At 62.2% G+C, this 22,325-nt stretch carries 25 protein-coding genes; 13 read left to right on the top strand and 12 right to left on the bottom strand.

Annotated elements, in window-relative coordinates; genetic code table 11:
* Window positions 1–4: 4 nt before the first annotated feature.
* Both RhoBH5_RS23680 and RhoBH5_RS23685 read right to left on the bottom strand, forming a co-directional pair.
* Window positions 5–1,153, bottom strand: a complete 1,149-nt coding sequence (locus tag RhoBH5_RS23680; protein ID WP_064114406.1) for a CaiB/BaiF CoA transferase family protein — start codon at window positions 1,151–1,153, stop codon at window positions 5–7.
* Window positions 1,150–2,322: an acyl-CoA dehydrogenase family protein gene (locus tag RhoBH5_RS23685; RefSeq protein WP_003939770.1), complete on the bottom strand. Its 1,173-nt coding sequence runs from the start codon at window positions 2,320–2,322 to the stop codon at window positions 1,150–1,152. Before RhoBH5_RS23685 ends, RhoBH5_RS23680 begins: the two co-directional genes overlap by 4 nt.
* A gap of 159 nt (window positions 2,323–2,481) precedes the next feature.
* Between RhoBH5_RS23685 and RhoBH5_RS23690 the strand changes: the two genes are divergently transcribed.
* Window positions 2,482–3,552 (top strand): LacI family DNA-binding transcriptional regulator, encoded by a 1,071-nt coding sequence (locus RhoBH5_RS23690; protein WP_064073436.1) that lies wholly within the window; start codon window positions 2,482–2,484, stop codon window positions 3,550–3,552.
* 4 nt (window positions 3,553–3,556) lie between these two features.
* Here the strand turns inward: RhoBH5_RS23690 and RhoBH5_RS23695 are convergent, their stop codons facing one another.
* From RhoBH5_RS23695 to RhoBH5_RS23705, 3 genes are read right to left on the bottom strand one after another with little or no spacing between them, the layout of a single operon-like run.
* Entirely contained in the window at window positions 3,557–4,108 is a 552-nt protein-coding gene (locus tag RhoBH5_RS23695; protein ID WP_003940599.1) for an SRPBCC family protein, read from the bottom strand.
* 50 nt (window positions 4,109–4,158) lie between these two features.
* Complete coding sequence (locus tag RhoBH5_RS23700; RefSeq protein WP_054187712.1) at window positions 4,159–4,818, bottom strand: alpha/beta hydrolase family protein; 660 nt, start codon at window positions 4,816–4,818, stop codon at window positions 4,159–4,161.
* Entirely contained in the window at window positions 4,815–5,579 is a 765-nt protein-coding gene (locus tag RhoBH5_RS23705) for an MBL fold metallo-hydrolase (protein WP_054187713.1), read from the bottom strand. The genes RhoBH5_RS23700 and RhoBH5_RS23705 overlap by 4 nt, the downstream gene beginning before the upstream one ends.
* A gap of 19 nt (window positions 5,580–5,598) precedes the next feature.
* Here RhoBH5_RS23705 and RhoBH5_RS23710 point away from each other — a divergent pair, with 19 nt between their 5' ends.
* Window positions 5,599–6,723 carry an alpha/beta hydrolase gene (locus tag RhoBH5_RS23710; RefSeq protein WP_228232235.1) on the top strand — a complete coding sequence of 375 codons (1,125 nt, stop codon included), beginning with the start codon at window positions 5,599–5,601 and terminating at the stop codon, window positions 6,721–6,723.
* Here RhoBH5_RS23710 and RhoBH5_RS23715 read toward each other — a convergent pair.
* On the bottom strand, window positions 6,659–7,249 hold the full coding sequence (locus RhoBH5_RS23715; protein WP_030535226.1) for a TetR/AcrR family transcriptional regulator: 591 nt from the start codon (window positions 7,247–7,249) through the stop codon (window positions 6,659–6,661). The two genes, RhoBH5_RS23710 and RhoBH5_RS23715, sit on opposite strands and share 65 nt — an antisense overlap.
* A gap of 130 nt (window positions 7,250–7,379) precedes the next feature.
* On the opposite strand from RhoBH5_RS23715, the gene RhoBH5_RS23720 reads away from it, so the two are divergent.
* From RhoBH5_RS23720 to RhoBH5_RS23745, 6 genes are all read left to right on the top strand, one after another.
* Window positions 7,380–8,384 carry a patatin-like phospholipase family protein gene (locus tag RhoBH5_RS23720; RefSeq protein ID WP_042451435.1) on the top strand — a complete coding sequence of 335 codons (1,005 nt, stop codon included), beginning with the start codon at window positions 7,380–7,382 and terminating at the stop codon, window positions 8,382–8,384.
* A 13-nt stretch (window positions 8,385–8,397) separates the two neighbouring features.
* Window positions 8,398–9,930 (top strand): flavin-containing monooxygenase, encoded by a 1,533-nt coding sequence (locus RhoBH5_RS23725; RefSeq protein ID WP_058226191.1) that lies wholly within the window; start codon window positions 8,398–8,400, stop codon window positions 9,928–9,930.
* Window positions 9,927–10,805, top strand: a complete 879-nt coding sequence (locus tag RhoBH5_RS23730) for an SDR family oxidoreductase (protein WP_270008859.1) — start codon at window positions 9,927–9,929, stop codon at window positions 10,803–10,805. Before RhoBH5_RS23725 ends, RhoBH5_RS23730 begins: the two co-directional genes overlap by 4 nt.
* A gap of 19 nt (window positions 10,806–10,824) precedes the next feature.
* Complete coding sequence (locus RhoBH5_RS23735) at window positions 10,825–11,343, top strand: GNAT family N-acetyltransferase (protein ID WP_003940356.1); 519 nt, start codon at window positions 10,825–10,827, stop codon at window positions 11,341–11,343.
* A 90-nt stretch (window positions 11,344–11,433) separates the two neighbouring features.
* Entirely contained in the window at window positions 11,434–11,853 is a 420-nt protein-coding gene (locus RhoBH5_RS23740) for a hypothetical protein (protein WP_058226193.1), read from the top strand.
* Window positions 11,853–12,041, top strand: coding sequence for a helix-turn-helix transcriptional regulator (locus RhoBH5_RS23745; RefSeq protein WP_003940277.1), 189 nt, complete (start codon window positions 11,853–11,855; stop codon window positions 12,039–12,041). The genes RhoBH5_RS23740 and RhoBH5_RS23745 overlap by 1 nt, the downstream gene beginning before the upstream one ends.
* A 57-nt stretch (window positions 12,042–12,098) precedes the next feature.
* On the opposite strand, the gene RhoBH5_RS23750 is transcribed toward RhoBH5_RS23745, so the two are convergent.
* The 5 genes from RhoBH5_RS23750 to RhoBH5_RS23770 form a co-directional block, all read right to left on the bottom strand.
* Window positions 12,099–12,326: a hypothetical protein gene (locus tag RhoBH5_RS23750; protein WP_007733785.1), complete on the bottom strand. Its 228-nt coding sequence runs from the start codon at window positions 12,324–12,326 to the stop codon at window positions 12,099–12,101.
* A gap of 81 nt (window positions 12,327–12,407) precedes the next feature.
* Window positions 12,408–13,235: an ABC transporter ATP-binding protein gene (locus RhoBH5_RS23755; protein ID WP_003940591.1), complete on the bottom strand. Its 828-nt coding sequence runs from the start codon at window positions 13,233–13,235 to the stop codon at window positions 12,408–12,410.
* Complete coding sequence (locus RhoBH5_RS23760; protein WP_058226194.1) at window positions 13,219–14,319, bottom strand: taurine ABC transporter substrate-binding protein; 1,101 nt, start codon at window positions 14,317–14,319, stop codon at window positions 13,219–13,221. The genes RhoBH5_RS23755 and RhoBH5_RS23760 overlap by 17 nt, the downstream gene beginning before the upstream one ends.
* Window positions 14,316–15,173, bottom strand: a complete 858-nt coding sequence (locus RhoBH5_RS23765) for an ABC transporter permease (protein WP_003939782.1) — start codon at window positions 15,171–15,173, stop codon at window positions 14,316–14,318. The genes RhoBH5_RS23760 and RhoBH5_RS23765 overlap by 4 nt, the downstream gene beginning before the upstream one ends.
* A 244-nt stretch (window positions 15,174–15,417) precedes the next feature.
* Window positions 15,418–16,344: a class I SAM-dependent methyltransferase gene (locus tag RhoBH5_RS23770; RefSeq protein WP_042922313.1), complete on the bottom strand. Its 927-nt coding sequence runs from the start codon at window positions 16,342–16,344 to the stop codon at window positions 15,418–15,420.
* 88 nt (window positions 16,345–16,432) lie between these two features.
* Between RhoBH5_RS23770 and RhoBH5_RS23775 the strand changes: the two genes are divergently transcribed.
* The 4 genes from RhoBH5_RS23775 to RhoBH5_RS23790 all read left to right on the top strand — a co-directional run bounded on the left by RhoBH5_RS23775 (window position 16,433) and on the right by RhoBH5_RS23790 (window position 19,837).
* Window positions 16,433–17,278, top strand: a complete 846-nt coding sequence (locus RhoBH5_RS23775) for an LLM class F420-dependent oxidoreductase (RefSeq protein ID WP_064113505.1) — start codon at window positions 16,433–16,435, stop codon at window positions 17,276–17,278.
* 105 nt (window positions 17,279–17,383) lie between these two features.
* Window positions 17,384–17,956: a flavin reductase family protein gene (locus tag RhoBH5_RS23780; protein ID WP_064113504.1), complete on the top strand. Its 573-nt coding sequence runs from the start codon at window positions 17,384–17,386 to the stop codon at window positions 17,954–17,956.
* A complete protein-coding gene (locus RhoBH5_RS23785; RefSeq protein ID WP_003940303.1) occupies window positions 17,949–18,575 on the top strand; it encodes a superoxide dismutase in 627 nt (208 codons plus the stop codon). The genes RhoBH5_RS23780 and RhoBH5_RS23785 overlap by 8 nt, the downstream gene beginning before the upstream one ends.
* 170 nt (window positions 18,576–18,745) lie before the next feature.
* Window positions 18,746–19,837: an alpha/beta fold hydrolase gene (locus tag RhoBH5_RS23790; protein WP_058226197.1), complete on the top strand. Its 1,092-nt coding sequence runs from the start codon at window positions 18,746–18,748 to the stop codon at window positions 19,835–19,837.
* Window position 19,838: 1 nt separating this feature from the next.
* On the opposite strand, the gene RhoBH5_RS23795 is transcribed toward RhoBH5_RS23790, so the two are convergent.
* Entirely contained in the window at window positions 19,839–21,107 is a 1,269-nt protein-coding gene (locus RhoBH5_RS23795; RefSeq protein ID WP_064113501.1) for a vWA domain-containing protein, read from the bottom strand.
* A 174-nt stretch (window positions 21,108–21,281) separates the two neighbouring features.
* Here RhoBH5_RS23795 and RhoBH5_RS23800 point away from each other — a divergent pair, with 174 nt between their 5' ends.
* The gene (locus RhoBH5_RS23800) at window positions 21,282–22,244 is read left to right on the top strand and encodes a sensor domain-containing diguanylate cyclase (RefSeq protein ID WP_030535217.1); all 963 of its coding nucleotides are present in this window, start codon (window positions 21,282–21,284) and stop codon (window positions 22,242–22,244) included.
* Window positions 22,245–22,325 lie beyond the last annotated feature (81 nt).

A 22,325-nucleotide genomic window follows, 5' to 3' on the forward strand; every position in this document is an offset into this window, starting at 1 on the left:
TGGGTCAACTGACTCCGGACGGAGTGGGAACGCTGTCCTCCCCCAACCGCGGCGGGGCCGACCGATAGGTTGCCGGCGTGCCGCTCATCCGAATCGGATTGGCTACCTGCCGAGTCGGTGCATCGCGACGCGGGTCGTCGATGGACACCACCGGATCGAGATTCAGCCGTTCCGCCAGCGCTATCGCGTCGGCGATGTCGTTGAGAGGCCCACACGGAACACCTCGCTCGGTCAGTGCCTCGAACCACGAGTCCGCAGAGCCCTTGGCCAATGCAGCAGTGACGGCGGCGAACAGCTCTTCTCGATGCGCAACCCTGTCGCTGTTGGACGCGAAACGCGCATCAGCGGCAAGTTCGGAAACTCCGAGAACCTCTGTCAACGAACTGAATTGCCGATCATTGCCGACCGCGAGGACCAGCGGACGGTCCGCGGTGTCGAATACCTCGTATGGTGCGATGCTCGGATGCCGGTTGCCCATTGCCTGCGGCACCACGCCCGCGGCCACGTAGCCGGACGACTGGTTGGCCAGTGCGGACAGCAACGAGGACAACAGATTGACCTCGACGTGCTGCCCTTCGCCTGTGCGATCGCGATGGCGCAGCGCTGCAAGGATCCCCACGCTGGCATGCAGGCCGGTGATGACGTCGACCACCGCGACACCGACCTTGGTGGGAGTCTTGTGATCGGGTCCGGTGATACTCATCAATCCGCCGACCGCCTGAATCAACAGGTCGTATCCCGGCAGAGAGTTGTTGCCACCGAAGCCGCTGATCGAGCAGTAGACCGCACGCGGATTCATTTCTCGGACAGCGTCGTAGCCCAGCCCCAGACGGTCCATCGTTCCCGGCAGGAAGTTCTGCACCACGACGTCCGCATTGCGAACCAGCTCGCGTGCACTCTCCAGATCCTCGCGCTCGCGCAGGTCCAGAGTGACCGACTTCTTGTTGCGGTTCACCGACAGAAAGTAGCTCGACTCGTCCCCCACCCACGGTGGGCCCCAGCTGCGAGTGTCGTCCCCGACACCCGGCCGCTCGATCTTGACGACCTCGGCACCCAGGTCGGCGAGAATCATCGTGGCGTACGGACCGGCGAGGACGCGGCCGAAATCAGCGATCACCAACCCGTCGAGCGCTCCGACAGCGTCTGCCGTCACCGGAAAGCTTCTTCACCGGTGAGAGCGCGGCCGATCACGAGCTGGTGAACCTCGGACGTGCCCTCGTAGGTGAGAACGGATTCGAGGTTGTTGGCGTGCCGGATCACGGGGTACTCGAGCGTGATGCCGTTGGCGCCCAGAATGGTTCGGCATTCACGGGCGATCTTGATGGCCTCGCGGACATTGTTGAGCTTGCCGGTGCTGACCTGCTCGGGGCGAACCGTCCCGGCGTCCTTGAGGCGCCCGAGGTGGATGGCGAGCAACTGCCCCTTGCCCAATTCGACTGCCATGTCGGCGATCTTGGCCTGGGTGATCTGATACGCGGCGAGCGACTTGTCGAAGACCTTGCGATCACGTGCATATGAGATCGCAGTCTCGAGGCAGTCACGTGCTGCACCCATTGCCCCGAAGATGATGCCGAAGCGTGCCTCGTTGAGGCAGCCGAGCGGGCCGGACAGTCCGCGAGCCTTGGGCAGCATCGCCGAGGCAGGCAGACGCACGTCCTCGAGCACCAGTTCCGAGGTGACCGACGCCCGCAGCGACATCTTGTTCTTGATCTCGGGGGCGGAGAATCCCGGAGTGTCGGTGGGAACGACAAATCCGCGCACGCCGTCGTCGGTTCGAGCCCAGACCACGGCGACGTCCGCGATGGAGCCGTTGGTGATCCACATCTTGGTGCCGTTGAGGATCCAGTCGTCGCCGTCGCGCTTGGCGTTGGTTCGCATACCGCCGGGGTTGGATCCGAAATCGGGTTCCGTGAGACCGAAGCAGCCGATGGCTTCACCCGCCGCCATTCGCGGGAGCCATTCTTCCTTCTGCTCTTCACTTCCGTTGTGGTGGATCGCGAACATGGCGAGCGAGCCCTGGACCGAGACGAGGCTGCGAATGCCCGAATCGACAGCTTCGAGTTCCTGGCAGGCCAACCCGTACGCCGTGGCGCTCATCCCGGCACAGCCGTAGCCCTCGAGGTGCATGCCCAGTACGCCGAGCGCGCCCAGTTCCTTGGCCAGCTCACGAGCCGGCAGTGCTGCCGCTTCGAACCATTCACCTACGTGCGGGCGAATGCGATCGTCGACCATCTTGCGGACCGTGTCGCGGATCGCGATCTCCTCGGCGTCCAGCAGGGTGTCGATGGCAAAAAGCTCGGACAGGGACTGCGGCGTGGTCACGGGGCCTCCAGTGTTCTCGGGCGCAATCCTTTGCGAGAACGATTGCGCAATCGTTTGCATCGCCTAGAGTAGAGCCCGGTTGCGCACCCGTCAATCCCCGAACTGCCGACCGACACCGAACCAACTCAGAACCGACGCAGACCAGGAGCCACGACGCAGATGACGCCCGATCCGTCGAACCGCAGCAACGGCCGTCCGCCGACGTTGCGCGAAATCGCCGACCAGGCCGGGGTCCACATCTCGACGGCGTCGCGGGTCCTCCGTCAGCCCGAGCCCGCCGACGGATGGTCCGACTCCGCACTCCGAGTTCGTCAGGTTGCCGAGGAACTCGGTTACCAACCGAATCTGTGGGCAGCCAGCCTTCGTACCCGCAAGACCACCACCATCGGCGTCGTGATGCCGAGACTGACAGACGTTGTAGTGGCCACCATGTTCCAAGGCATCGAGGAAGCCGCCACCGCAGCCGGGTACTCCGTCTTGCTCTCCAGCCCGCCCGACGATCTGGAAGCGCAACGCAAAGCGGTCGAGTTCCTGGTGAGCCGACAGGTCGACGGTCTCATGCTGAGCAGCATCCACCTGCCGGGTACCGATTTCGTCGACTCGCTCCCCCTGCGCTCACTGCCGATCCTGCTGCTGAACCGGCACATCGACTCGGCGACGTCATCCGTCAACCGAAGCCTTCCCTTTGTCAGCGGCGACGACCGCCTCGGCGGCTACCTCGCGGGGAAGCATCTACTGGACTGCGGCTATCGCGATCTCGGAGTGATCGCGGGGCCGGATCACGCCAGCACGTCGAGGGAACGCGTCGCGGGTTTCCGCGATGCCCTGGCCGAAGCCGGTCTGGAACTGCCGCCGAACCGAATAGTGGCGTCCGAGTTCGAAGTTCAAGGGGGTGTCGATGCGGCGGCCACACTGCTCAGCGGGAACACGCGCCCTGACGCCGTTTTCACGGTGAGCGACACCATCGCGATCGGCGTACTCGGTGTGGCCCGTGATCTCGGGTTGAGCATTCCCGACGATCTTGCGTTGGTCGGCTACAACGACATTCCGGTTGTCTCCCAACTCCCGGTGCCCCTGACGACGGTCAGGTCCCCCGCCCGAAAGATCGGTGCGACCGGGCTCGAGCACCTACTCGCACTGATCTCCGGCAAGAACGTCGAATCCGTGAAGCTTCCCGTCGAACTGATCGCGCGAGCCTCCACCAGAAAGCCTGCCAGTCACAAACTCTGAGCAGCTACCAGACCTGAGATTCGTCGATGCCCAACTGTCGCGCGTAACCGGAGTTGAGTGCGTCCCAGCCGTACTCGCGCGCCCGTTCACCCACGATCGGCCCGAAGGGCTCGCCTGCCAGAAGGGCATCGAGTACGTCGAAGCACAGATGCCACCCCGCAGCGAGCGCCGACGCCATCCCCTCGGCGCGCGACCTCTGCGTCAGCACGACGCGGGTGCCGCCTTCGATCGGGGTCAGGTCCCACACCAATTCGTCCGGGCCCCACTCGTGTTCGAGCCGCCGAGTGGTCTCCACGACGTGAACGGTGACCGGCAGCGACATTTCGGGGGCGCCGTCCTCGGTGAGCATGGTGATCACCGCATCACCGGTACGGCTCAGGTTCCGATCGGCGGTGTACGGCGTCCATTGCGCCAACATCTCCGGGTCGGTGATCGCCTCCCACACCTTCTCGACGGAATACGGCAGCACCCGAGGAAAGCTGACGACTGTGTCGTCACCGTCGACGCTCACCGTGACGTCGGACAGGGCACTGGGCTGATACGGCTGGGCACTCATGGTTCGATCTCACCAGGAACCACCGACACGGGCAACCGCCCGCTCGGCGTTCAGAACGCAAACACCGCCGATGCGGCCGCGATTGTCTCCTCCACCACCGGAAATTTCACCACGGACAAGTCGTGTCGAGCTCCTTCGAACTCCACCAGACGCGTCGCGGCGGGAATCAAGGCGAGTGCTGCCCGCATCTCCTCCGTTGTCGCGAACTCGTCCTTCGATCCGTGGACGACAACGGTCGGTGTGTTCAGGTCGGGCAGGTGTTCGGTTCTGAGCTTCTCGGGCTTCTTCGGTGGATGCAGTGGATAGGAGAGTAGGACCAGGCCGTCGGCAAGTCCCGGGTTCTCCACCGCAAGCATCGACGCCTGCCGACCGCCGTACGAATGTCCGCCGAGCAGAACGGGTCCGGGCACCGAGTAGTCCTTGCGAACAGCAGCAATCACCTCGGCAATGCCCGCGCGATCCTCTGCAGCACGCGACGGATGCGGAGGCCCCGAAGCTCGACGCACCCGAAACGCGAGATCGAAGCGCAGAACTTGCACTCCTGCCGCAGCAAAGCCGTCGGCAACAGCACGCAACAGCACGGTGTCGCAGTTACTTCCCGCGCCGTGAGTCAGTGCAAGCGTGGCGACGGGCGACGCGAAGGACACAGATGCAGGTCGATGAAGGAAACCGTGCACCGCACCTTCGTCGACCGTTTCGACAGTAGTCATGGACGCATCCTTGTCCGGCCCGCTCGGGCCTGTTCGACCGCGGCAGTCATGCTGCCCTCGTAAACCGGACCGTGTCCGGGAAACAGCACGCCGGCAGGTACAGCGGCGATATTGTCCAACGCCTGGTCCGTCGCTTCACGGTCATGATTGAAGGGGCACACCAGAAATTGTGGTCCGGCGACGGTCGACGTCCCATGTCCGGTCACCAGAGCGTCACCCGACGCGATCACTCCTGCGTCGGGAACAAGGTAAGCGCTGTGGCCGTCGGTATGCCCATGAGTGGGAATCGGCACGATCCGACCGGGAACGTCCAGCGCACCACCGGACGCAAAGGACTGTGCCCGAAGCAGTTCCGCACCTTTCAACGCGCCGACTCCGATCACGTCGCGAAGCCATTTCGGAGCACCTCGCCGCCACAACAGCAACGGAACTCCGGCCGGCGACAACTGTTGCAGATACTCCCTCTTCGCATGCGGCACTTCCAACGGATCCATCAGGACCGGAACCTCGAGCCGAGTCACGATGTCCGCGATCCCACCGATGTGATCGATGTGCGCGTGAGTGACGAGAATTGCCCGAACATCCCCGAGCTGGTGACCGATCTGTTCGATCGAGCGTTCGACGTCGGTGCCGTTGGCCGGATATCCGCCGTCGATCAAGGTCAGATCGGACCCCTCTTCGACCAGGACCCAATTGGCGTGACCGCACCGAACCAGATGTGTGTTCTCGATCTGCGTGATCGACAGTGCCGCAGTAGTCATGCTTGGTAGTCTGCGCCACGTGTCGGAATCCGTGAAGCAGGCCAGCAGCCGCAGCATTCGAGATCGCGCCGAAGCATCCTTGGTGGCAGCCGCATTCGCACTGCCCAGCGCGGTGAAACGTCGAATCACCGGACCACCCGTCGTCATCGAGGGCAACACGCTCGACGCCGACGCACACCTTCTGCTCACGCTCGCGAAGACGCGGCCACTCCCCTCGCATTCAACCGATCCCCAGTCACTCGCCGCTGCTCGCGCCAATCTCACCCGAACCGCGATCATGATGGGCGGCAGGCCCACGCCCGTCCACACCGAGGAGATCTCCGTTTCGGGTGCCGACGGCCCGCTTCGCGCCCGGCTCTACGTCCCGACAGCCGACACCGGCGCTCTGCTCGTCTACTTCCACGGCGGCGGGTGGGTACAGGGCAGCATCGAATCCCACGATGCCCCGTGCCGCCTGTTGGCCGAAACCTCCGGCGCACGGGTCATCTCGGTCGACTACCGGCTCTCACCCGAATTCGCTTTCCCCACACCGGTACACGATGCCTACGCCGCCTACCTCGATATCGTCGACCGCGCCGACGAGTTCTGCGCAGACCCGACGCGCATCGCTGTCGGGGGCGACAGCGCGGGCGGGCATCTTTCCGCAACGGTCGCGCTGCGTGCCCGCGACGACGGCAAGACCCCACCGGCGGCGCAGCTGTTGATCTACCCCGCGACCGACTTTCACGAGAAGGCCCCCTCGCGAACGACGTTCGGTGAAGGTTTCTTCCTGACCGAGGCCAACATGAACTTCTACGAGTCCAGCTTCCTCGGCAGCAATGCCGATCGACTCGATCCGATGGTGTCGCCGCTACGCGCCCCCGACGCGACCGGACTGCCGCCGGCCATCGTGATCACGGCGGGATTCGATCCACTCCGGGACGAAGGCGAAGCCTACGCAGCTCGATTGCGCGACAACGGTGTTCACGTGACCGATCGACGCTATCGCGGGTTCATCCACGGCTTCGTCAACGTTCTGGGACCGAGCGTGGGTTCGCGCACCGCCGTCGCCGAGATCGGCGGAATGCTCCGCGTTCTACTCACCCACCCAGCAAAATCTCCCGCAACGTATCCACCAGCGGATCAACCGGCAGCTCAGGGCTGATCGCACGCTGTAGCCCCAAACCGATTCCGACGCTGAGTATGCGCAGTGCCGCGGCGTTCGGGTCCAGTGCCGGCGTCACGCCGTTGGACTCGGCAAGATGTTGCACCACTCCGGCAATCAATCCGCGCACCTGATCGGCACCCGTCGCGATCTTTTCGCGGATCTCTTCGCTGTGCCGCGATCGCACCGAGAACTCGACTTCGAGCAACGTCCATCTCTTGTCCCCGATGGTTCGCTCGGCCCATCGCGCGAACTCGGCCACCGCGTCGTCGAGCGTCGAATTGGCTCCGAGCTGTGAGGTGATCTCGCCGACCTTGGTCAACCTGATTCGGCCGAGCACCTCGGCGCACAACTCGTCCTTGTTCTTGAAGTTCGAGTACACCGCACCTTTGGAATAACCGGCATCCTCAGCGATCTGATCGAGCGACGCGGCGGCGTACCCGCGATCGAGGAAATGTTCGACGGCCGTCGCCAACAAGGTCTCGCGGGTCATCGCCTGCGCTTCCTGCCTGGTCAATCGCGCCATCGGAACCTCCTCGCGGTTCTGAGTATCGAGATTCCAACGGTAGCCGAATACCGGAAGCGCACCGCAGGCGCACTCCCGAAACCCAAATTTGGGGTACCCACGTTATTCAGATACTGATAGTCTCCGAAATATGACTTCAGAAGTGACCGGCACCACCGCGCCCGGGTCCGGACGACACAGCGCGCCTAGACGGGGATTGGCAATCGGATGCGGCGGCACCCTCGGGTTCGCCTGGACCGTTGCTGCCCTCGCCTCGGTTCGGGACGCCCTCGACTGGGATCCCCGCGAAGCCACCGCCATCATCGGCACGTCCGCCGGAGCCGAGTTCGTGACAATGCTCGGCAGCGGAGTCGGCGTCGACGAGTTGGTAGCCATGCAACTCGGAGAGCCCGCCGCACGTCCCGAACTCCTCGCCCACACAGCATCGGCGCCCGGAAGAATCCCGCCACTTCCGAGTTTAGGGATCGGCAATCCACGACTGGTGACGCGTCGAGATCTTCCCGTTCTGAGCCGGATGAGCGGTATCGCACCGCGTGGTGGCGGCGACCCGTCCTGGCTCACCACGCTCGCCGAATCTCTTGCCCCTGGCGATTCGTGGCTCCCACATCCGTGCGCGTACATGGTATCCATGGACTACAGAACCGGGCGACGGGTCGCGTTCGGGGCACAGGGGGCTCCGAAAGCGACAGTCGGTGAAGCGCTTCGAGCGTCTTGGGCGATTCCCGGCTGGTTCCCACCTGTCACCATCGACGGCGTCAGGTACATCGACGGCGGCGCGGCGTCCACGGCATCGGTAGACCTCCTGCTCCCCCTCGAACTCGACGAGCTGGTTGTACTGGCGCCCATGGCATCTCGAACACTGAAGCCGGCGCGCGGCGCCGCCCGTATCGAACGCGGCGCCCTGCGGAACTCCATGTCCAAGGGCCTCGACCGGGAAATCGAACTGGTGCGCGCTGCGGGAACCAGGGTCTTGCGCATAGACGCCACCGACGACGATCTCGCCGTCATGGGCGCCAACTTCATGGACGGCCGACGGCGGCTCGCCACCTTCGAATCATCCCTACGTACAACACGTGCGAGCGTGAAACGCGAACTCGATGCGCGCCCGTTCCACTCCACCCCGTCCCACCAGTGAAAGCGCAGACTCAGTGAACAACAGAACTGACCACTTCGAGGTCGTGATCATCGGTGGCGGGATCTCCGGGATCGGTGCAGCAATTCACCTGCAGCGCCTCGGGATCGACAATTTTGTCCTGCTCGAGAAAGCGGACTCCCTCGGCGGCACCTGGCGCGCCAACACCTATCCCGGTTGCGCCTGCGACGTCCCGTCCGGCCTGTACTCGTATTCCTTTGCCGCCAATCCGGATTGGACCCGACTGTTCGCGGAGCAGCCGGAGATCCGCGAGTACATCGAGGACACGGCCGTCCGCCACGGGGTCGACAAGCACGTTCGCTTCGGGGTCGAAATGCTCTCCGCACAGTGGGACGCATCGCAATCACTCTGGAAGATCACAACTTCCAGCGGTGAACTCACTGCTCGTTTCGTGATAGCCGCCGCCGGCCCGTGGAACGAACCCCTGACGCCGGCGATCCCCGGGCTGGAAACGTTCGAGGGCGAGGTGTTTCATTCCTCGCAGTGGAATCACGACTACGACTTGATCGGAAAGCGCGTCGCCGTCGTAGGTACCGGCGCTTCCGCAGTCCAATTCGTGCCGCGCATCGTCTCCGACGTGTCCGCCCTTCACCTTTACCAACGCACCGCTCAATGGGTCCTTCCCAAACCCGATCACTACGTACCGCGGATCGAAAGGTCCGTCATGCGATTCGTACCGGGAGCGCACAAGGCTCTACGCAGCATCGAATACGGAATCATGGAAGCGCTTGGATTGGGGTTCCGCAATCCGTGGATCCTGCGTATCGTGCAGAAACTCGGGTCGGCCCAATTGCGCTTGCAGGTGCGCGATCCGAAGCTACGCAAGGCGCTGACTCCCGACTACACCCTCGGTTGCAAGCGACTACTCATGTCGAACTCGTACTACCCGGCCCTCGGCAGACCCAACGTGACCGTCCATGCCAACGCAGTCGAAGAGATCCACGGCAACACCGTGATCGGAGCCGACGGAGTGGAATCGGAAGTGGACGCGATCATCTTCGGAACGGGCTTCCACATCCTCGACATGCCCATTGCATCAAAGGTATTCGACGGAGAAGGTCGATCACTCGACGATCATTGGCAGGGAAGCCCGCGGGCGTACTTCGGTTCCGCCGTCAGCGGATTCCCCAACGCGTTCATTCTGCTGGGCCCGAGCCTCGGCACCGGACACACGTCGGCCTTCATGATTCTGGAAGCCCAACTGAACTATGTGGCACAGGCGATCGGCCACGCTCGTCGGCACGGCTGGAAAACCATCGACGTGCGCCCGGAAGTACAGGCAGCCTTCAACTCTCAAGTTCAGGAGGCATTGGGTACCACGGTCTACAACGCCGGTGGTTGCGAAAGCTATTTCTTCGACGTCAACGGCCGCAACAGCTTCAACTGGCCGTGGTCGTCAGGAGCCATGCGTCGACGGCTACGGGCCTTCGATCCATACGCCTACAACCACACGCTGTCCGACAACCCTGCGTCAGACGACACCGCCGCTGAGCCCACCACCACCCCCGAACCGGAGTACACCACATGAGCCTTTTCGGCACCACCTACCCGCCGATCGATCTCGACGGAGCAGTCGTCGTCATCTCCGGAGGTGGCCGCGGAATCGGCCGGGCCACAGCGGAGTTGTTCGCAGCTCGCGGCGCACTCGTCTGCGTCGGCGACCTCGACGAGGAGACGGCCGTCGACACCGCCGCATCCATCGGCGCACGGGCCCGCGGGTACGCTCTGGACATCACCTCACGCGAATCCTGGGATGTGTTCGTCTCCACAGTGATCGGCGAATTCGGTCACATCGACATTCTGGTCAACAATGCGGGCGTGATGCCGCTCGGCAGCTTCCTCGACGAGTCCGACGCCACCAGTCGAGTAACCCTCGACGTCAATGTCTGGGGCCCGATTCACGGGATGCGCACCGTGCTGCCCGGCATGGTGGATCGGCGACGCGGCCACGTCGTCAACATCGCATCCATGGCAGGCAAGCTACCGGTGCCAGGAATGGCCGTGTACAACGCAAGCAAGTTCGGTGCGGTGGGCCTTTCCGCCTCTGCTCGTGTCGAATTCGCAGATTCCGGCGTCAGCGTCAGCGCCATCCTGCCCAGCGCGGTGCGCACCGGGCTCTCCTCCGGTGTGCCACTCGGAAAGGGCATGCCGACGGTTGAACCCGAGGTCGTGGCCGAAGCTGTCGTCGACACGGTCGCGCACCGGCGAGCCGAAACTACTGTTCCGCGTTACCTTGCGGGCTGGGACCTCATCGACGCTGTAATACCCGAATGGATGATCAACATCGGACGCCGGGTGATCGACGATCGCCGCGCGCTGACATCGGTAGATCCGAACGGGCGTGCGGCTTACGAAAAGCGAGTGGCACGTCAGGCCGAAAACGAGGAGCACGATCGGAGATGAAGCGGGTAGTTTCGTGGCCATGTACATCCGCCGCGAAACTTCTTCCGACCGTGACGCAATCTATTCACTGCTCGGGGCGGCGTTTGCCGACCAAGCGCCGCCCGGCGAGTCTCCCTACGAGATCGAACTGACACGTCAACTCTTCGCCTCGAACGACTACTTACCGAAGTTGTCCCTTGTCGCCGTCGCCGGTGATGAGATCGTTGGTTTCGTGATCGGAACACGCGGATGGGTCGGTCCCGTTGAGGCGGTTGGCCTCGGCCCGTTGGCAGTCACACCGGACAACCAACGCAGCGGCGTCGGTTCGGCGTTGATGCACGCGGTGATCGGTGCGTCCGACGCTCTGGACGTGCCACTGCTCGCACTCCTGGGCAGCACCGAGTACTACCCGCAGTTCGGGTTCGTCACCAGCACGGACGCCGGGATCGAGTCTCCGGAAGCCGAGTGGGGCGAGCACTTTCAGATCAGGACCCTCACCACGCACCGCCCCGATCAGACGGGGAAGTTTTCATACGCAGCGCCTTTCGGGGTCGCTTGACCCTCAGCGCGATGTAAGAGTTCTTTGACATCCAGCGCACGTAGACCTACGCTCAGGCATGTCAAAGAACTCTTACGCCTGGGAGGCTTCATGAGCACCACGGCACGGTGGAGCCTGATCATCGGTATCGGCGTCGCTGCAACGCTAGCCTTCAGCTTTTTTGCAGCATTGACCGCCGATGATCGGAAGACGTTGGCCTTCATCGTCTTCGCAATCGTCATGGCACCGGCTTGTATCGGGTCGGCGTGGGCCCTTTTTCCATCGGAGAACGACAAGGCCCCCGCCTACCCCGAGGACACCGTCGAAACAGAATGGAGTCGCAAGGCCGGCTTCGGCGCGTTCACCGACTTGATCACTGCCATGGGGATCGCGCTGATCGCGCACAATGTCTTCGGCGCTCCCGAACTGCCGCTCGTAATGTTTACAGCCCTCGGGCTGGCCGACTTCGGAATCCGGTACTGGGCAGTGTCGAGGGGCCGCACCCCACATTCGAGATCTGACGAGATCTGATGCGCAACAACCTTCAAGAACTTCGTACGGCAGCCGGATTGTCACAGCAAGCGTGCGCCGACGCGCTCGGCATCACACGCCAGACCGTGATCTCTATCGAGAAAGGCCACTTCGACCCACGCCTGTCACTGGCGTTCCGAATCGCCGAATACTTCGACAAACGCGTAGACGACATTTTCTCCAGCTGACGCCGTCTCGAACTGACGGAAGATCAGTCGAGCTGCGGTTTCAGTCGAGCTGCGGTTTCAGTCGAACAGAGTTGGCGATCCGTTTTCGTCGTTCCCGTCTTCGACGGCCGTTGCCTTCTTGCCCGAGCCCTTGCGGACGACGGTCAACGTCGTCGTTCGACGCGACAACCTGTGCCCGTCACTGTGTTCGAGCAGCGCCATCCCCTGGCGAACTTCGACTACCGTCCACGGACCCGCATGGCCGGCTGCCTGCACGAGGTCACCGGACTCCACCTCAGTTGCCATGACCACTCCTTGTTCGTCGTGTCCTGCACGTTCTCCTTCCCATTATCGACGCAGCCACCTGGTAGTCGACGCGCAGGGTACCTACGCTGCAGCTGCAACCTTGACCGCATGGCCGACTTCGGCTCGGAATGCCGCGTATTCGGGTGAGCCTCGGAGATCGTCGGGATCGACGCCGGTTCGTGGCAGATCGATTTTCAGGTCGAGCGCGACCTTGCCCGGTCGGCTTGTCAGAACTACGACGCGGGAGCCGAGAAAGGCCGCCTCGTCGGCACTGTGAGTGACGAAGACACTTGTTCGCCCCGATTCGGCACTGACACTGCGCAGGTCCTCCTGCAGACGCTCGCGAGTGAGGGCGTCCAGCGCGGCAAAGGGTTCGTCCAACAGGAGCAACGACGTTTCGGCCGCCAAGGCACGAGCAATTGCCACCCGCTGCTGCTGCCCGCCGGAGATTTCCCAGATACGCCGGTCCGCAGTGCCGACCAGACCGACGCGGTCGAGAAGCTCGTCACGCCTTTGCCCGCGTTCGCTCTTCGCAACGCCGGCGTATTTGAGTGCCAGATCGATGTTGCCGCCCACCGATTTCCACGGAAAGAGCCGTGGCTGCTGAAACACCACTCCCGCACTCGACCCGGGAATCGGGTCGGATCCGGAGACCTGAACCGTTCCACTGGAAGGATTTTCGAAACCCGCGATCAGCCGCAGCAATGTGCTCTTGCCGCAACCCGACGCTCCGACGAGAACCAGAAACTCACCAGGTGTGACGTCGATCGATACGGGCCCGAGTGCCGTGACGGACTCTCGACCGTGGCCGTACCTGTGCGAGACGGTGTCGATTCGGATCGCGCCCGGGCGGTCGGCAGCGAATCCTCCCGAGGCCTGCTGTGCGGTCACGCTACTGGTCAAGGACATCGGGAAGCCCCTTCACATAGAGAGCATTCTGAAAGACCGCCAGATCAGGCACACTGTCGATCTGCTTCTGCTCGGCCAGGAATTGCGCTGCACTCTGCAGGTTCACTGCCAGATTCCCGGGAGCGCCCTCGGTGCCCAACCATTCCGGCGAGGAGATCTGCTCCGGAGTGAGGAACACACCCTGTTTCAACTGCGCTGCCGCGTCGTCCTTCGAGGCGCCTAATTGTGCGGCAACAGCTTCCGCTGCCGCGTTCGGATCAGTGGCGATCGTCGTGAGCGCGCGGGCCTGAACCTGGCGCCAGGTGTCGACGATCTCGGGGTGATCCTTGGCAAACGCAGTCGACACCACACCAAGATCGAGTGTCGGCTTTCCTGCTGTCGCGAGCTCACGGCTGGCGATCAACTGTGTTCCGTCCTTACGGAGTTCGTCGAGCGTGGGCAGCCAGGTGTAGACGGCATCGATGTCACCGCGCTGCCAGGCTGCGAGGGATGCTTGCGGCTGGAGATCCACCAATTGGACGTCGTCGGCACTGAGTCCGGCCTGGTTCAGCGCTGCCAGCAGACTGTAGTGCGCGGTCGAGGCGAATGCCGTGGCCACTTTCTTGCCGCGCAGATCTGCGACGGTCTTGATTCCGGTTGCGTTGCGCGCCACCAGGGCTTCGTTGTCGCCGGCCACATCCAGAACAAACGCGACCTGATACGGAATGTTCAGCGGTGCCGAGAGGCCACGAGCAACCGGACTCGAACCGATTGCGCCGAAATCGATTTCACCGGCGATGAAGGCGGTGTTGATGTCGGCTCCCGAATCGAACTTCGTCCACTTCACGTTGTACTCGGGCAGTGCGTCTTCGAGCCAGCGATTGTTCTTGACTATCAAGTCGCCGCTCGGGAACGACTGGTAAGCGATACGGATTGTTTCCTTGGACGAATCCTGGCCCGAATGATCCACCGAGCACGCACCGAGAACAAGGGCAAGGACGCCGATCAGCACCGTGAACGCCGTCCGGGAAGCCCTTCCTTCATTGCGCGTCGAATTACTGCTGCGCTTCAGATTGCTGCTGGCGTGTTTCTGATTGTCAGTCATACTTTTCCCCTCCAGGGAACGGCGCGGCGCTCTGCAGCCCGCAGCAGTCCGTCGATGATCAGGCCGGAGAATCCGATGGCAAAGATCCCCACCAGCACGACCGGCGTGTTGTTGTAATTGCTTGCATCCTTGACCATTCCGCCGATTCCGGGTATGCCGTTGAACAGTTCGGCCGCGACCACCGACGAGTACGCCATACCTACCGACAGCCGAATGCCCGTGAAAGTTTCCGGTAAGGCCGACGGGACGACGACGTCCCGGATCACTTGCGCCCGTGAGGCTCCCAGTGCCCTAGCCGCTTCGACCAGTCCGACCGGCGCCGCGACCACAGCAGCTGTGGTGGCCACCGCTGCCGGCGGAAGAGCAGCGAGCGCCAGCAACGTAATCTTCGGCGCCTCGTCGATTCCCAGCCAGATCACCAGCAGGAAGAAATACGCCAGGGGCGGCAGTGCGCGCAGGAACGTCAACCACGGTTCGAGCAGGCTCCGCAGCCATGTCACCGATCCCATGGCCAAACCGAGGATCACGCCCAATCCGACGCCGATGATCACACCGACCAGCACCCGTCGCAGCGTCATGTAGAGGTGCTCCCAGAGCAGGTAACCCTGGTAGCCGCGCACTCCGTCGTGCGTGGTCATCGTGTTGACGAAGGCATGCCAGACCGTGCTCGGGAACGGCACGAAGGTCTCACTCCAGGTGCCGCTCGCGGCAGCGACCTGCCACAGGGCCAAGAATGCGATCACGGAAAGCACCGGCAGTCCGACAGTGGTCGCACTCGAAGTCCACGGCCGACGCGGCTCACGGTTCGGTTCCGTGACTGATGTTGGTTCTATTGCTTCGACAGGAGTCGACATCGCTGTTCTTCCTCGACGTACGGAAAATTCCGGCACACATGCAGCAACGGGCGCATATGCAGGGGCGAAGGCGCACAGAGCGGCGCCATTCTCACTCAGGAGAGTCGGAAGGAATCAACAGCAACAGCAGTTGGCACCAAGACGGCACAGGTCGACGGCGATGCGTCGTGTCAGTGGCGTCGAGGGCATGGGGGTAATTACTACCTGTGTCTGCAATTACCCGCAAATGCGGGGGAAATAGGCGTCAGTCGGCCAAGCGAACCGACAGCGAATACATGAGCGGGATCTCGGGTCGTCCGGCCGGGACTCCCCAGCGCTTGCCGCCGAGTTCAGCCATCTCCTCGAATCCTTGCCAACCGTTGGCGTACGGGTACTCGTCGAAAGACTCGAGCGTCAATCCGGCGCGCCGCAATGTTCCTAGCACCTCGGAAATGGACCAGTTGAATTCACATGAGGGGAAAGGATTTTCGAAGTTCTCGACTCCTTTTCCCTCAGCGCCTGGCAAGACGAGATCGGCCGAATCTGCCACGTAGTCGCCCACGCCACGGGGTTCGGTCACGGGAGTCCCGCCTCCGTACGGGTATGTCAGCGACCACTTCTCGTCGAAACACATGGCAAACGGATGAAACTCCACCAGAACGAATCGACCGTTCGGCGCGAGAACACCGGCAATCCCCTCGGCCCACTCGTCGAGATCGGGTAACCAGATCACCGTTCCGTACGAAGAAAAGACTCGGTCGAACTTTCTCTGGCCAGCGGCAGCAGCGCGGAGCCACGCAGATACATCGGCACGCTCGAAATCGGCGGCAATTCCGGATTCCGCGGACAAGGTTCGGGCGAAGTCGATCGCGGAATCCGCGATGTCGACGCCGGTCACCGCGGCACCGAGAGCGGCCAAACTCAACGAATCCTGACCGGAATTGCACTGCAGATGAAGAATCGAGGAGCCGTCGATCTCGCCGAGCAGCGCCAGTTCTTCCGGATACAAGGTCGACCCGCCGTTGCGAAAGAACTGTGCCTGGTCTCCTTTGTGACTGTTGTGAGCGACGGTCGCCGCATTCCACGACAACCGATTCATCTCCGCTGCATCCATCACTACTGCATCCACCTCTACTGCATCCACTTCTCGACCCACAACAAGTCCGCCCGAGTTCACCACGTCCCCGGTCACGTCGGCAATCGATTTACTGGGCTGGAAACCTATCCGAACGAAGATGCAACAGGTTACAGTTTTTCGACGGACCATCGAAGGAGAACCAGTGCGCTACGGACTCAGCCTGTTCACCAGTGATCGCGGCATCCGCCCTGCCGATGCAGCAAAGGCTGCGGAGGCGAATGGATTCGACGCCTTCTACGTTCCGGAGCACACTCACATCCCCGTATCGAGGGATTCCGATCACCCCGGAACCCAGTCGGCAGAATTGCCCGACGACCGTTACATGCGCACACTCGACCCCTGGGTTGCCCTCGGCACCGCCGCGTCGGTCACGAGCACCATCCGATTGGGCACCTCGGTGGCACTCCCCCTCGAGCACGATCCGATCACTCTCGCGAAAACCATCGCATCGCTGGACCATCTTTCCGACGGACGCGTGGTTTTCGGAGTCGGATTCGGCTGGAATGCAGAGGAACTCGCCGACCACGGCGTACCGCCCAACAAACGCCGGACCGCACTCCGGGAGTATCTCGAAGCCATGGGTGAACTGTGGTCGAAGGAAGAAGCTTCGTACGACGGCCAATTCGTGAAGTACGGGCCTAGTTGGGCCTGGCCCAAGCCCGTTCAGAAGCCCCGTCCTCCCATCTTGTTGGGCGGCGGCGGCAACGAGAAGACTTTCAAGTGGATCGCAAATTCTGCCGACGGGTGGATCACTACACCCATCGAGCAGGAGATCGACAGAAACGTGGAACTGCTCCGAAAGATCTGGGCCGAAGCAGGTAGAGTCGGCGAGCCTGAAATAACCGTCCTGGCAGGCAAACCCGATTCGGAGAAGCTCGCCCACTGGGAAGACATCGGTGTCACCGAAGCAATGTTCGGCACTCCGGACAAGAGCCCCGAAGAGGTTGTCGGATACATGGAACGCCTGGCAGCCAAGCTCGGACGGTGAGGTCCGCCACAGCATCTTGACCTCAACTGCACTCGAGGTTTTAACGTCGGTATTGCACAAGACAGTGCAACGGCAGCAAAACCCGAGACAGAAGAGGGGCGAGGAGTGACCACAAAACTGGTTGGCACCCAATCTGTTTCGGACGACTCTGTTGATGCGGAGCCGTCCATCCGAAACTCCTTCGTCGAGGCGTTCCGGAACCATCCCGCCGGCGTCTCGATCATCACCGCAACGGGCGATGACGGCCCGGCCGGCATCACGTCGTCGTCGGTGATCTCGATCAGCGCCGATCCTGCAGTTCTGGCGTTTTCACTGCAGTCGTTGCGAGGTTCTGCGAGCGTCATCGCTTCCGCCCGCAGTTTTGTTGTTCACCTGGCAAATTCGGCGAACGAACGACTGGCTTCCACGTTCGCAACCCGGGGCGCCGTGCGCTTCGGCGACGATATGCCCTGGTCGTTTCTCTCGACGGGTGAACCGTTCCTACATGGGACAGGCCACGCCCTGCGTGCGGTTCCCTTGAATGCCACTACATGTGGCGCCGCAGTGATCGTCACTGCACGCGTCGTCGACGTCATCGATCCGCAGCACGTGTCAGCGCCGCTCGTCTATCACGATCGAACCTATCGAAATCTCTCGACTCACAACATTTCCTCAAAGGAAGGCATGTCACATGACTGAATACGTTCTCCCCGAACTGGATTACGACTACGCCGCTCTCGAACCGCACATCTCCGGCGAGATCATGGAACTGCACCACAGCAAGCACCACGCAACGTACGTGGCGGGCGCCAACAGCGCAATCGAGCAGTTGGCTGCTGCGCGCGAAGACGGCACGATCACCGCGAAGGCGCCGCTGCTCAGCAAGAACCTCGCCTTCCACCTCGGCGGCCACACCAATCACTCCATCTTCTGGAAGAACCTCTCCCCCAACGGCGGTGAGCGGCCAGAGGGAGAGTTGGCAGCCGCAATCGACGAGCACTTCGGCACCTTCGACGCATTCGTCAACCACTTCTCCGCTGTAGCAACCACTTTGCAGGGGTCCGGCTGGGCAGTACTGGCCTACGACACGGTCGGGCAGCGCCTGGTCATCGAGCAACTCACCGACCAGCAAGGCAACATCAGCATCGGTATCGTTCCGTTGCTCATGCTCGACATGTGGGAGCACGCCTTCTACCTGCAGTACAAGAACGTCAAGGCCGACTACGTGAAGGCCTACTGGAACGTCATCAACTGGGAAGACGTTGCACAGCGATACGCGACGGCCACAGCCTCGACCGGCTTGATCGTCCCCGCCTGATCGTCCCCACCCGATCACTGCCATACCACCCCGATCAACCCAGCTCGGCACGGTGGCTCCGTTGCCGAGCTGGGTTTCTGCACCCACGAAGTCGATGTATGTGAAGGCAGGTAACATACACCGAGCGCGGCTGACTCGGCCGTCCGCCGATTCGACTCCGAGGGGAACCAGTGCTCGATATCAGTGGTTTGATCGCGACGTGGCGTCCGACGCTGGACACCGCAGCACGCAATGCATGGGGACTCTCCTTCGGCGACGGTGTCGAGAAGACCGAACGCACCCCGTCCGTACTGATCAGCGAAGGTCCACACCGCGATCTGTATCGCTTCGGCGCATTGTGGAGGCCAAGAGGTAATCCGGTTCTCCTCGTACCGCCCCTCGCGGTTTCAGCCGACTGCTACGACCTTCGTGCGGGCCAAAGCCTCGCCGCACACCTACTGGATGGGGCGAACACGCCCTACCTCCTCGACTACGGGACCATGCGGTACTCCGACCGCGGGATGGGTTTCGAGGCCTGGGTCGACGACATCATCCCCGAAGCGATCCGTACGATCTCGGATCTACACGACGGCGCACCGGTTTCGCTGATCGGGTGGAGCCTCGGCGGGACCATGTCTCTGCTCACGGGCTCCGCTCACTCCGACCTGCCGATCGCATCGATCACGGCAATCGGAACGCCAATCGATTACACGAAGATTCCCGCTATCAGCCCCTTGAGGCTGATCGGCAAATACACGGGCGACACCCCACTCACGTCCGCGACCAATCTTGTCGGCGGACTACCTGCTCCACTCGTTCAGGCGAGTTACAAGGTGACGGCGTTGCAGCGCGAAGTTCTCAAGCCATGGTTCATCATGCGCAACCTCCACAACACCGAGACACTGGCTCGCATGGAATCGATAGACAAGTTCATGGCAGCCATGCCTGGATACCCTGGCAAGGCTTTTCAGCAGATCTGCGAACAACTCATGCTGGGCAACAATCTCTTCAACGACACCGTCACGCTTGCCGGACGCGAGATCAAACTGTCAGCTCTGAGCGTTCCCGTTCTCGCGGTCGGCGGCACCACTGACGTGATTGCACCAATCGCTTCGGTGGAAGCGATCACGTCGGTCCTCACCGGCGCGCCGTCGGTCCGGTTCGAGAAGGCGCCGGGAAGTCACCTCGGGCTCGTTGCCGGCCCCACCGCGAGAGACTCCACCTGGGCGCACATCGACGAATTCTTGAAAGAGAATGCACCGCAGTTGGTTTCGACCAGCTAAATCACGGCGTTGTGATGCCCGCGGCTACAGCTGCCTTGTGCCAATCCGGGAATTCACTCAGCAAACGGGTGTACAACTGGGCGTCGTCGACGGTGTCGATGTCGTCCAGCGCGAAGAATCCGGCATTGTCGACCACCCTGCCGTCGAGGTCGTCGAGCTTCTCCAGCACTCCGTAGTTGGCCTTGCCGATTCCGACGAACTGCCAAAAGGCCGGGAGCCCAGACGCTTCGCGCATCAATTTCGTGATTTCCTTGCGCTCGCTGAAGCCACCGTCGGTGAAGAACAGGACGAGCGTCGGCGCCGAACCACGTGTCAGGCCGGAAAGAATCTCAGTCATGATCGGCACTTCACGATTTGCGGCGCCGATCTTGTCGTAGTTGAATCCGCCGTGCGAGCCGCGCAAGTGCAGGTAGGTATCCGACCACTCTTCCGCGTCATGGACAGAGATCTCGGGGAGTTTGACGAAGCTGACTGCATACAAGTACGGCTCCAGCTTGCCGTCGTCATCGAGTTGGATCGCAACGGGAATCATGCGTTCGACAACACGATGCACCACTCTGGTGCGGTACTGCTTGGCCATACTTCCGGTTTTGTCGATCACCAGGACCACCCGTGCCCGAATTCCGTTGCCACCCTTCGTCAGCAGGACCTTGGCCACTTCGCGCTTTCGGAGGTCCAGCTTCTCCCGCTTCACCATGGAGAGTTTGGCTTCGTCGGGCACGGTCCGAATGCCGTCTGTCGTTTCAGCAGAGCCGGCGGGTCGAGCCTGCGGTTCCTCGTCGACCGACACTCCGAATGCTGTTACCAGGTCCGCCAATCCGCTGTCCCAGCCAGCTGACACGTTTCGCAGCTTCCAGCCCGCGCCGCGGCGATAGATCTCGACGAGAACCGCTGCCCTCTCACTCGTCAACCCCAAAGCCTGAGCCACGATGGCGGTGGAACCAACCTGCTCCACCACGACACCAAGGCCCCCGACAGCAGACAGGGTTCCGTTTGCCGCCGCATCAAGTGCCACGGCAACACTCAGCTGATGGATGTCAGCGGGCAACCTCGCAATGTCGATTTCGATGACGCCGCCGGACTCCAAGCGCACCGCGCCTTCGGGTGAGACCGGCTGATTGAAGAAGACAAAATCTGCGTCGTCCCGTACTTTGTTCCGTTCGTCGAGCTGGAACACCATCAGGTCTACCGTGCCCGGGGCGCTACCGTTCACCGCCACCTTCAGCGAAGTTCCCTCAACGACTGTGTTCGCTCCACGCGCCAGCTCCATACCGGAAGATTAGCTGGCCACCAAAGAATCCACGGCCCCGCGGTCGGAAGAATCACAGCACACTTTCAGCAATCGCGAGGATTCTCGAGGCAGACTGTTCGTGGAAGATTTGTCGCACGCGGGACCAAGAGCCTGAACATCGACAGAATCCTAGGGTCGATCAGGAGGTCAAAAATGCCGCACGGCCAGGCGCGCACCATCCCGATGTTGCCACTCTTGCCACCTCTGACGAATTTCGACGACGCAAGTCGCTCGGTCGTGTCCTACCTCGACGAATATCTTCCGCTGGCACTGTGGTCGATCACGCGGTTCGACGGGTCCAATCAAATCTTTCTCACCGTCTCACCCAACCCACTTCACATCGAAGTCGGCGAGACCCGGGCTTGGCCAAACACCATGTGCAGCGAGGTGGTACTCGGAAATGCGCCGCCAGTCTCATCGAATCGCGCGCTCGTGCGCGCACTGTCCCGCGATGGCAGGTGGGAAGGCATTGGCGCATACGTCAGCATCCCAATCCTCCACAACGACGGCAGTCTCTTCGGCACTCTGTGTGGCGCCGACCCGAGTGCGGGCGACTCCGCACTCGAGGACAACCTAGCCCTCCTCAATCTCCTGTGCCGACTTCTCGGAACCATTCTCGATGTCGACTATCAGCGCGCGCAGTCAGTCCGACTGGCCGAAACTGCGCAACTCGATGCCGAGACCGACCCGTTGACAGGTCTTCTCAATCGGCGCGGGTGGAATCGCATCCTCGAGGCCGAGCAAACTCGGTACCGCCAATTCGCCGATCCGGGAGCTATCATCATCGTCGATCTGGACGGCATGAAGACCATCAACGACGAACTCGGCCACGCCGCGGGCGACGAATACGTTCAAAGGGCCGGCAAGATCTTGGCAGCGTGCGCGCACCCTGGTGCGGTGGTTTCACGGTTGGGCGGAGACGAGTTCGGAATCGCTCTGCCCGATACACAGCCGCGCGCCGTCGACTACCTGCTCGAGTGTTTGGAGAAGGCGTTCCGGAATGCCGACGTCTGTTGTTCGATCGGTCGAGCCGACTTTTCCATGACCCAAAGCCTTTCCGAGACTTGGGATACGGCCGATGCGGAGATGTACCGCCACAAGCGCTCGAAGCACTGATTCGACTCCTCCACGGCCGGTTGGCACCGCATCGGAGGATCCCTTCGATGCGGTGCTCGGTCCGTGTTCTGTTGTCGCCAA

This window comes from Rhodococcus sp. BH5 (assembly GCF_027583855.1).
Classification (GTDB): Bacteria; Actinomycetota; Actinomycetes; order Mycobacteriales; family Mycobacteriaceae; genus Rhodococcus_F; species Rhodococcus_F qingshengii.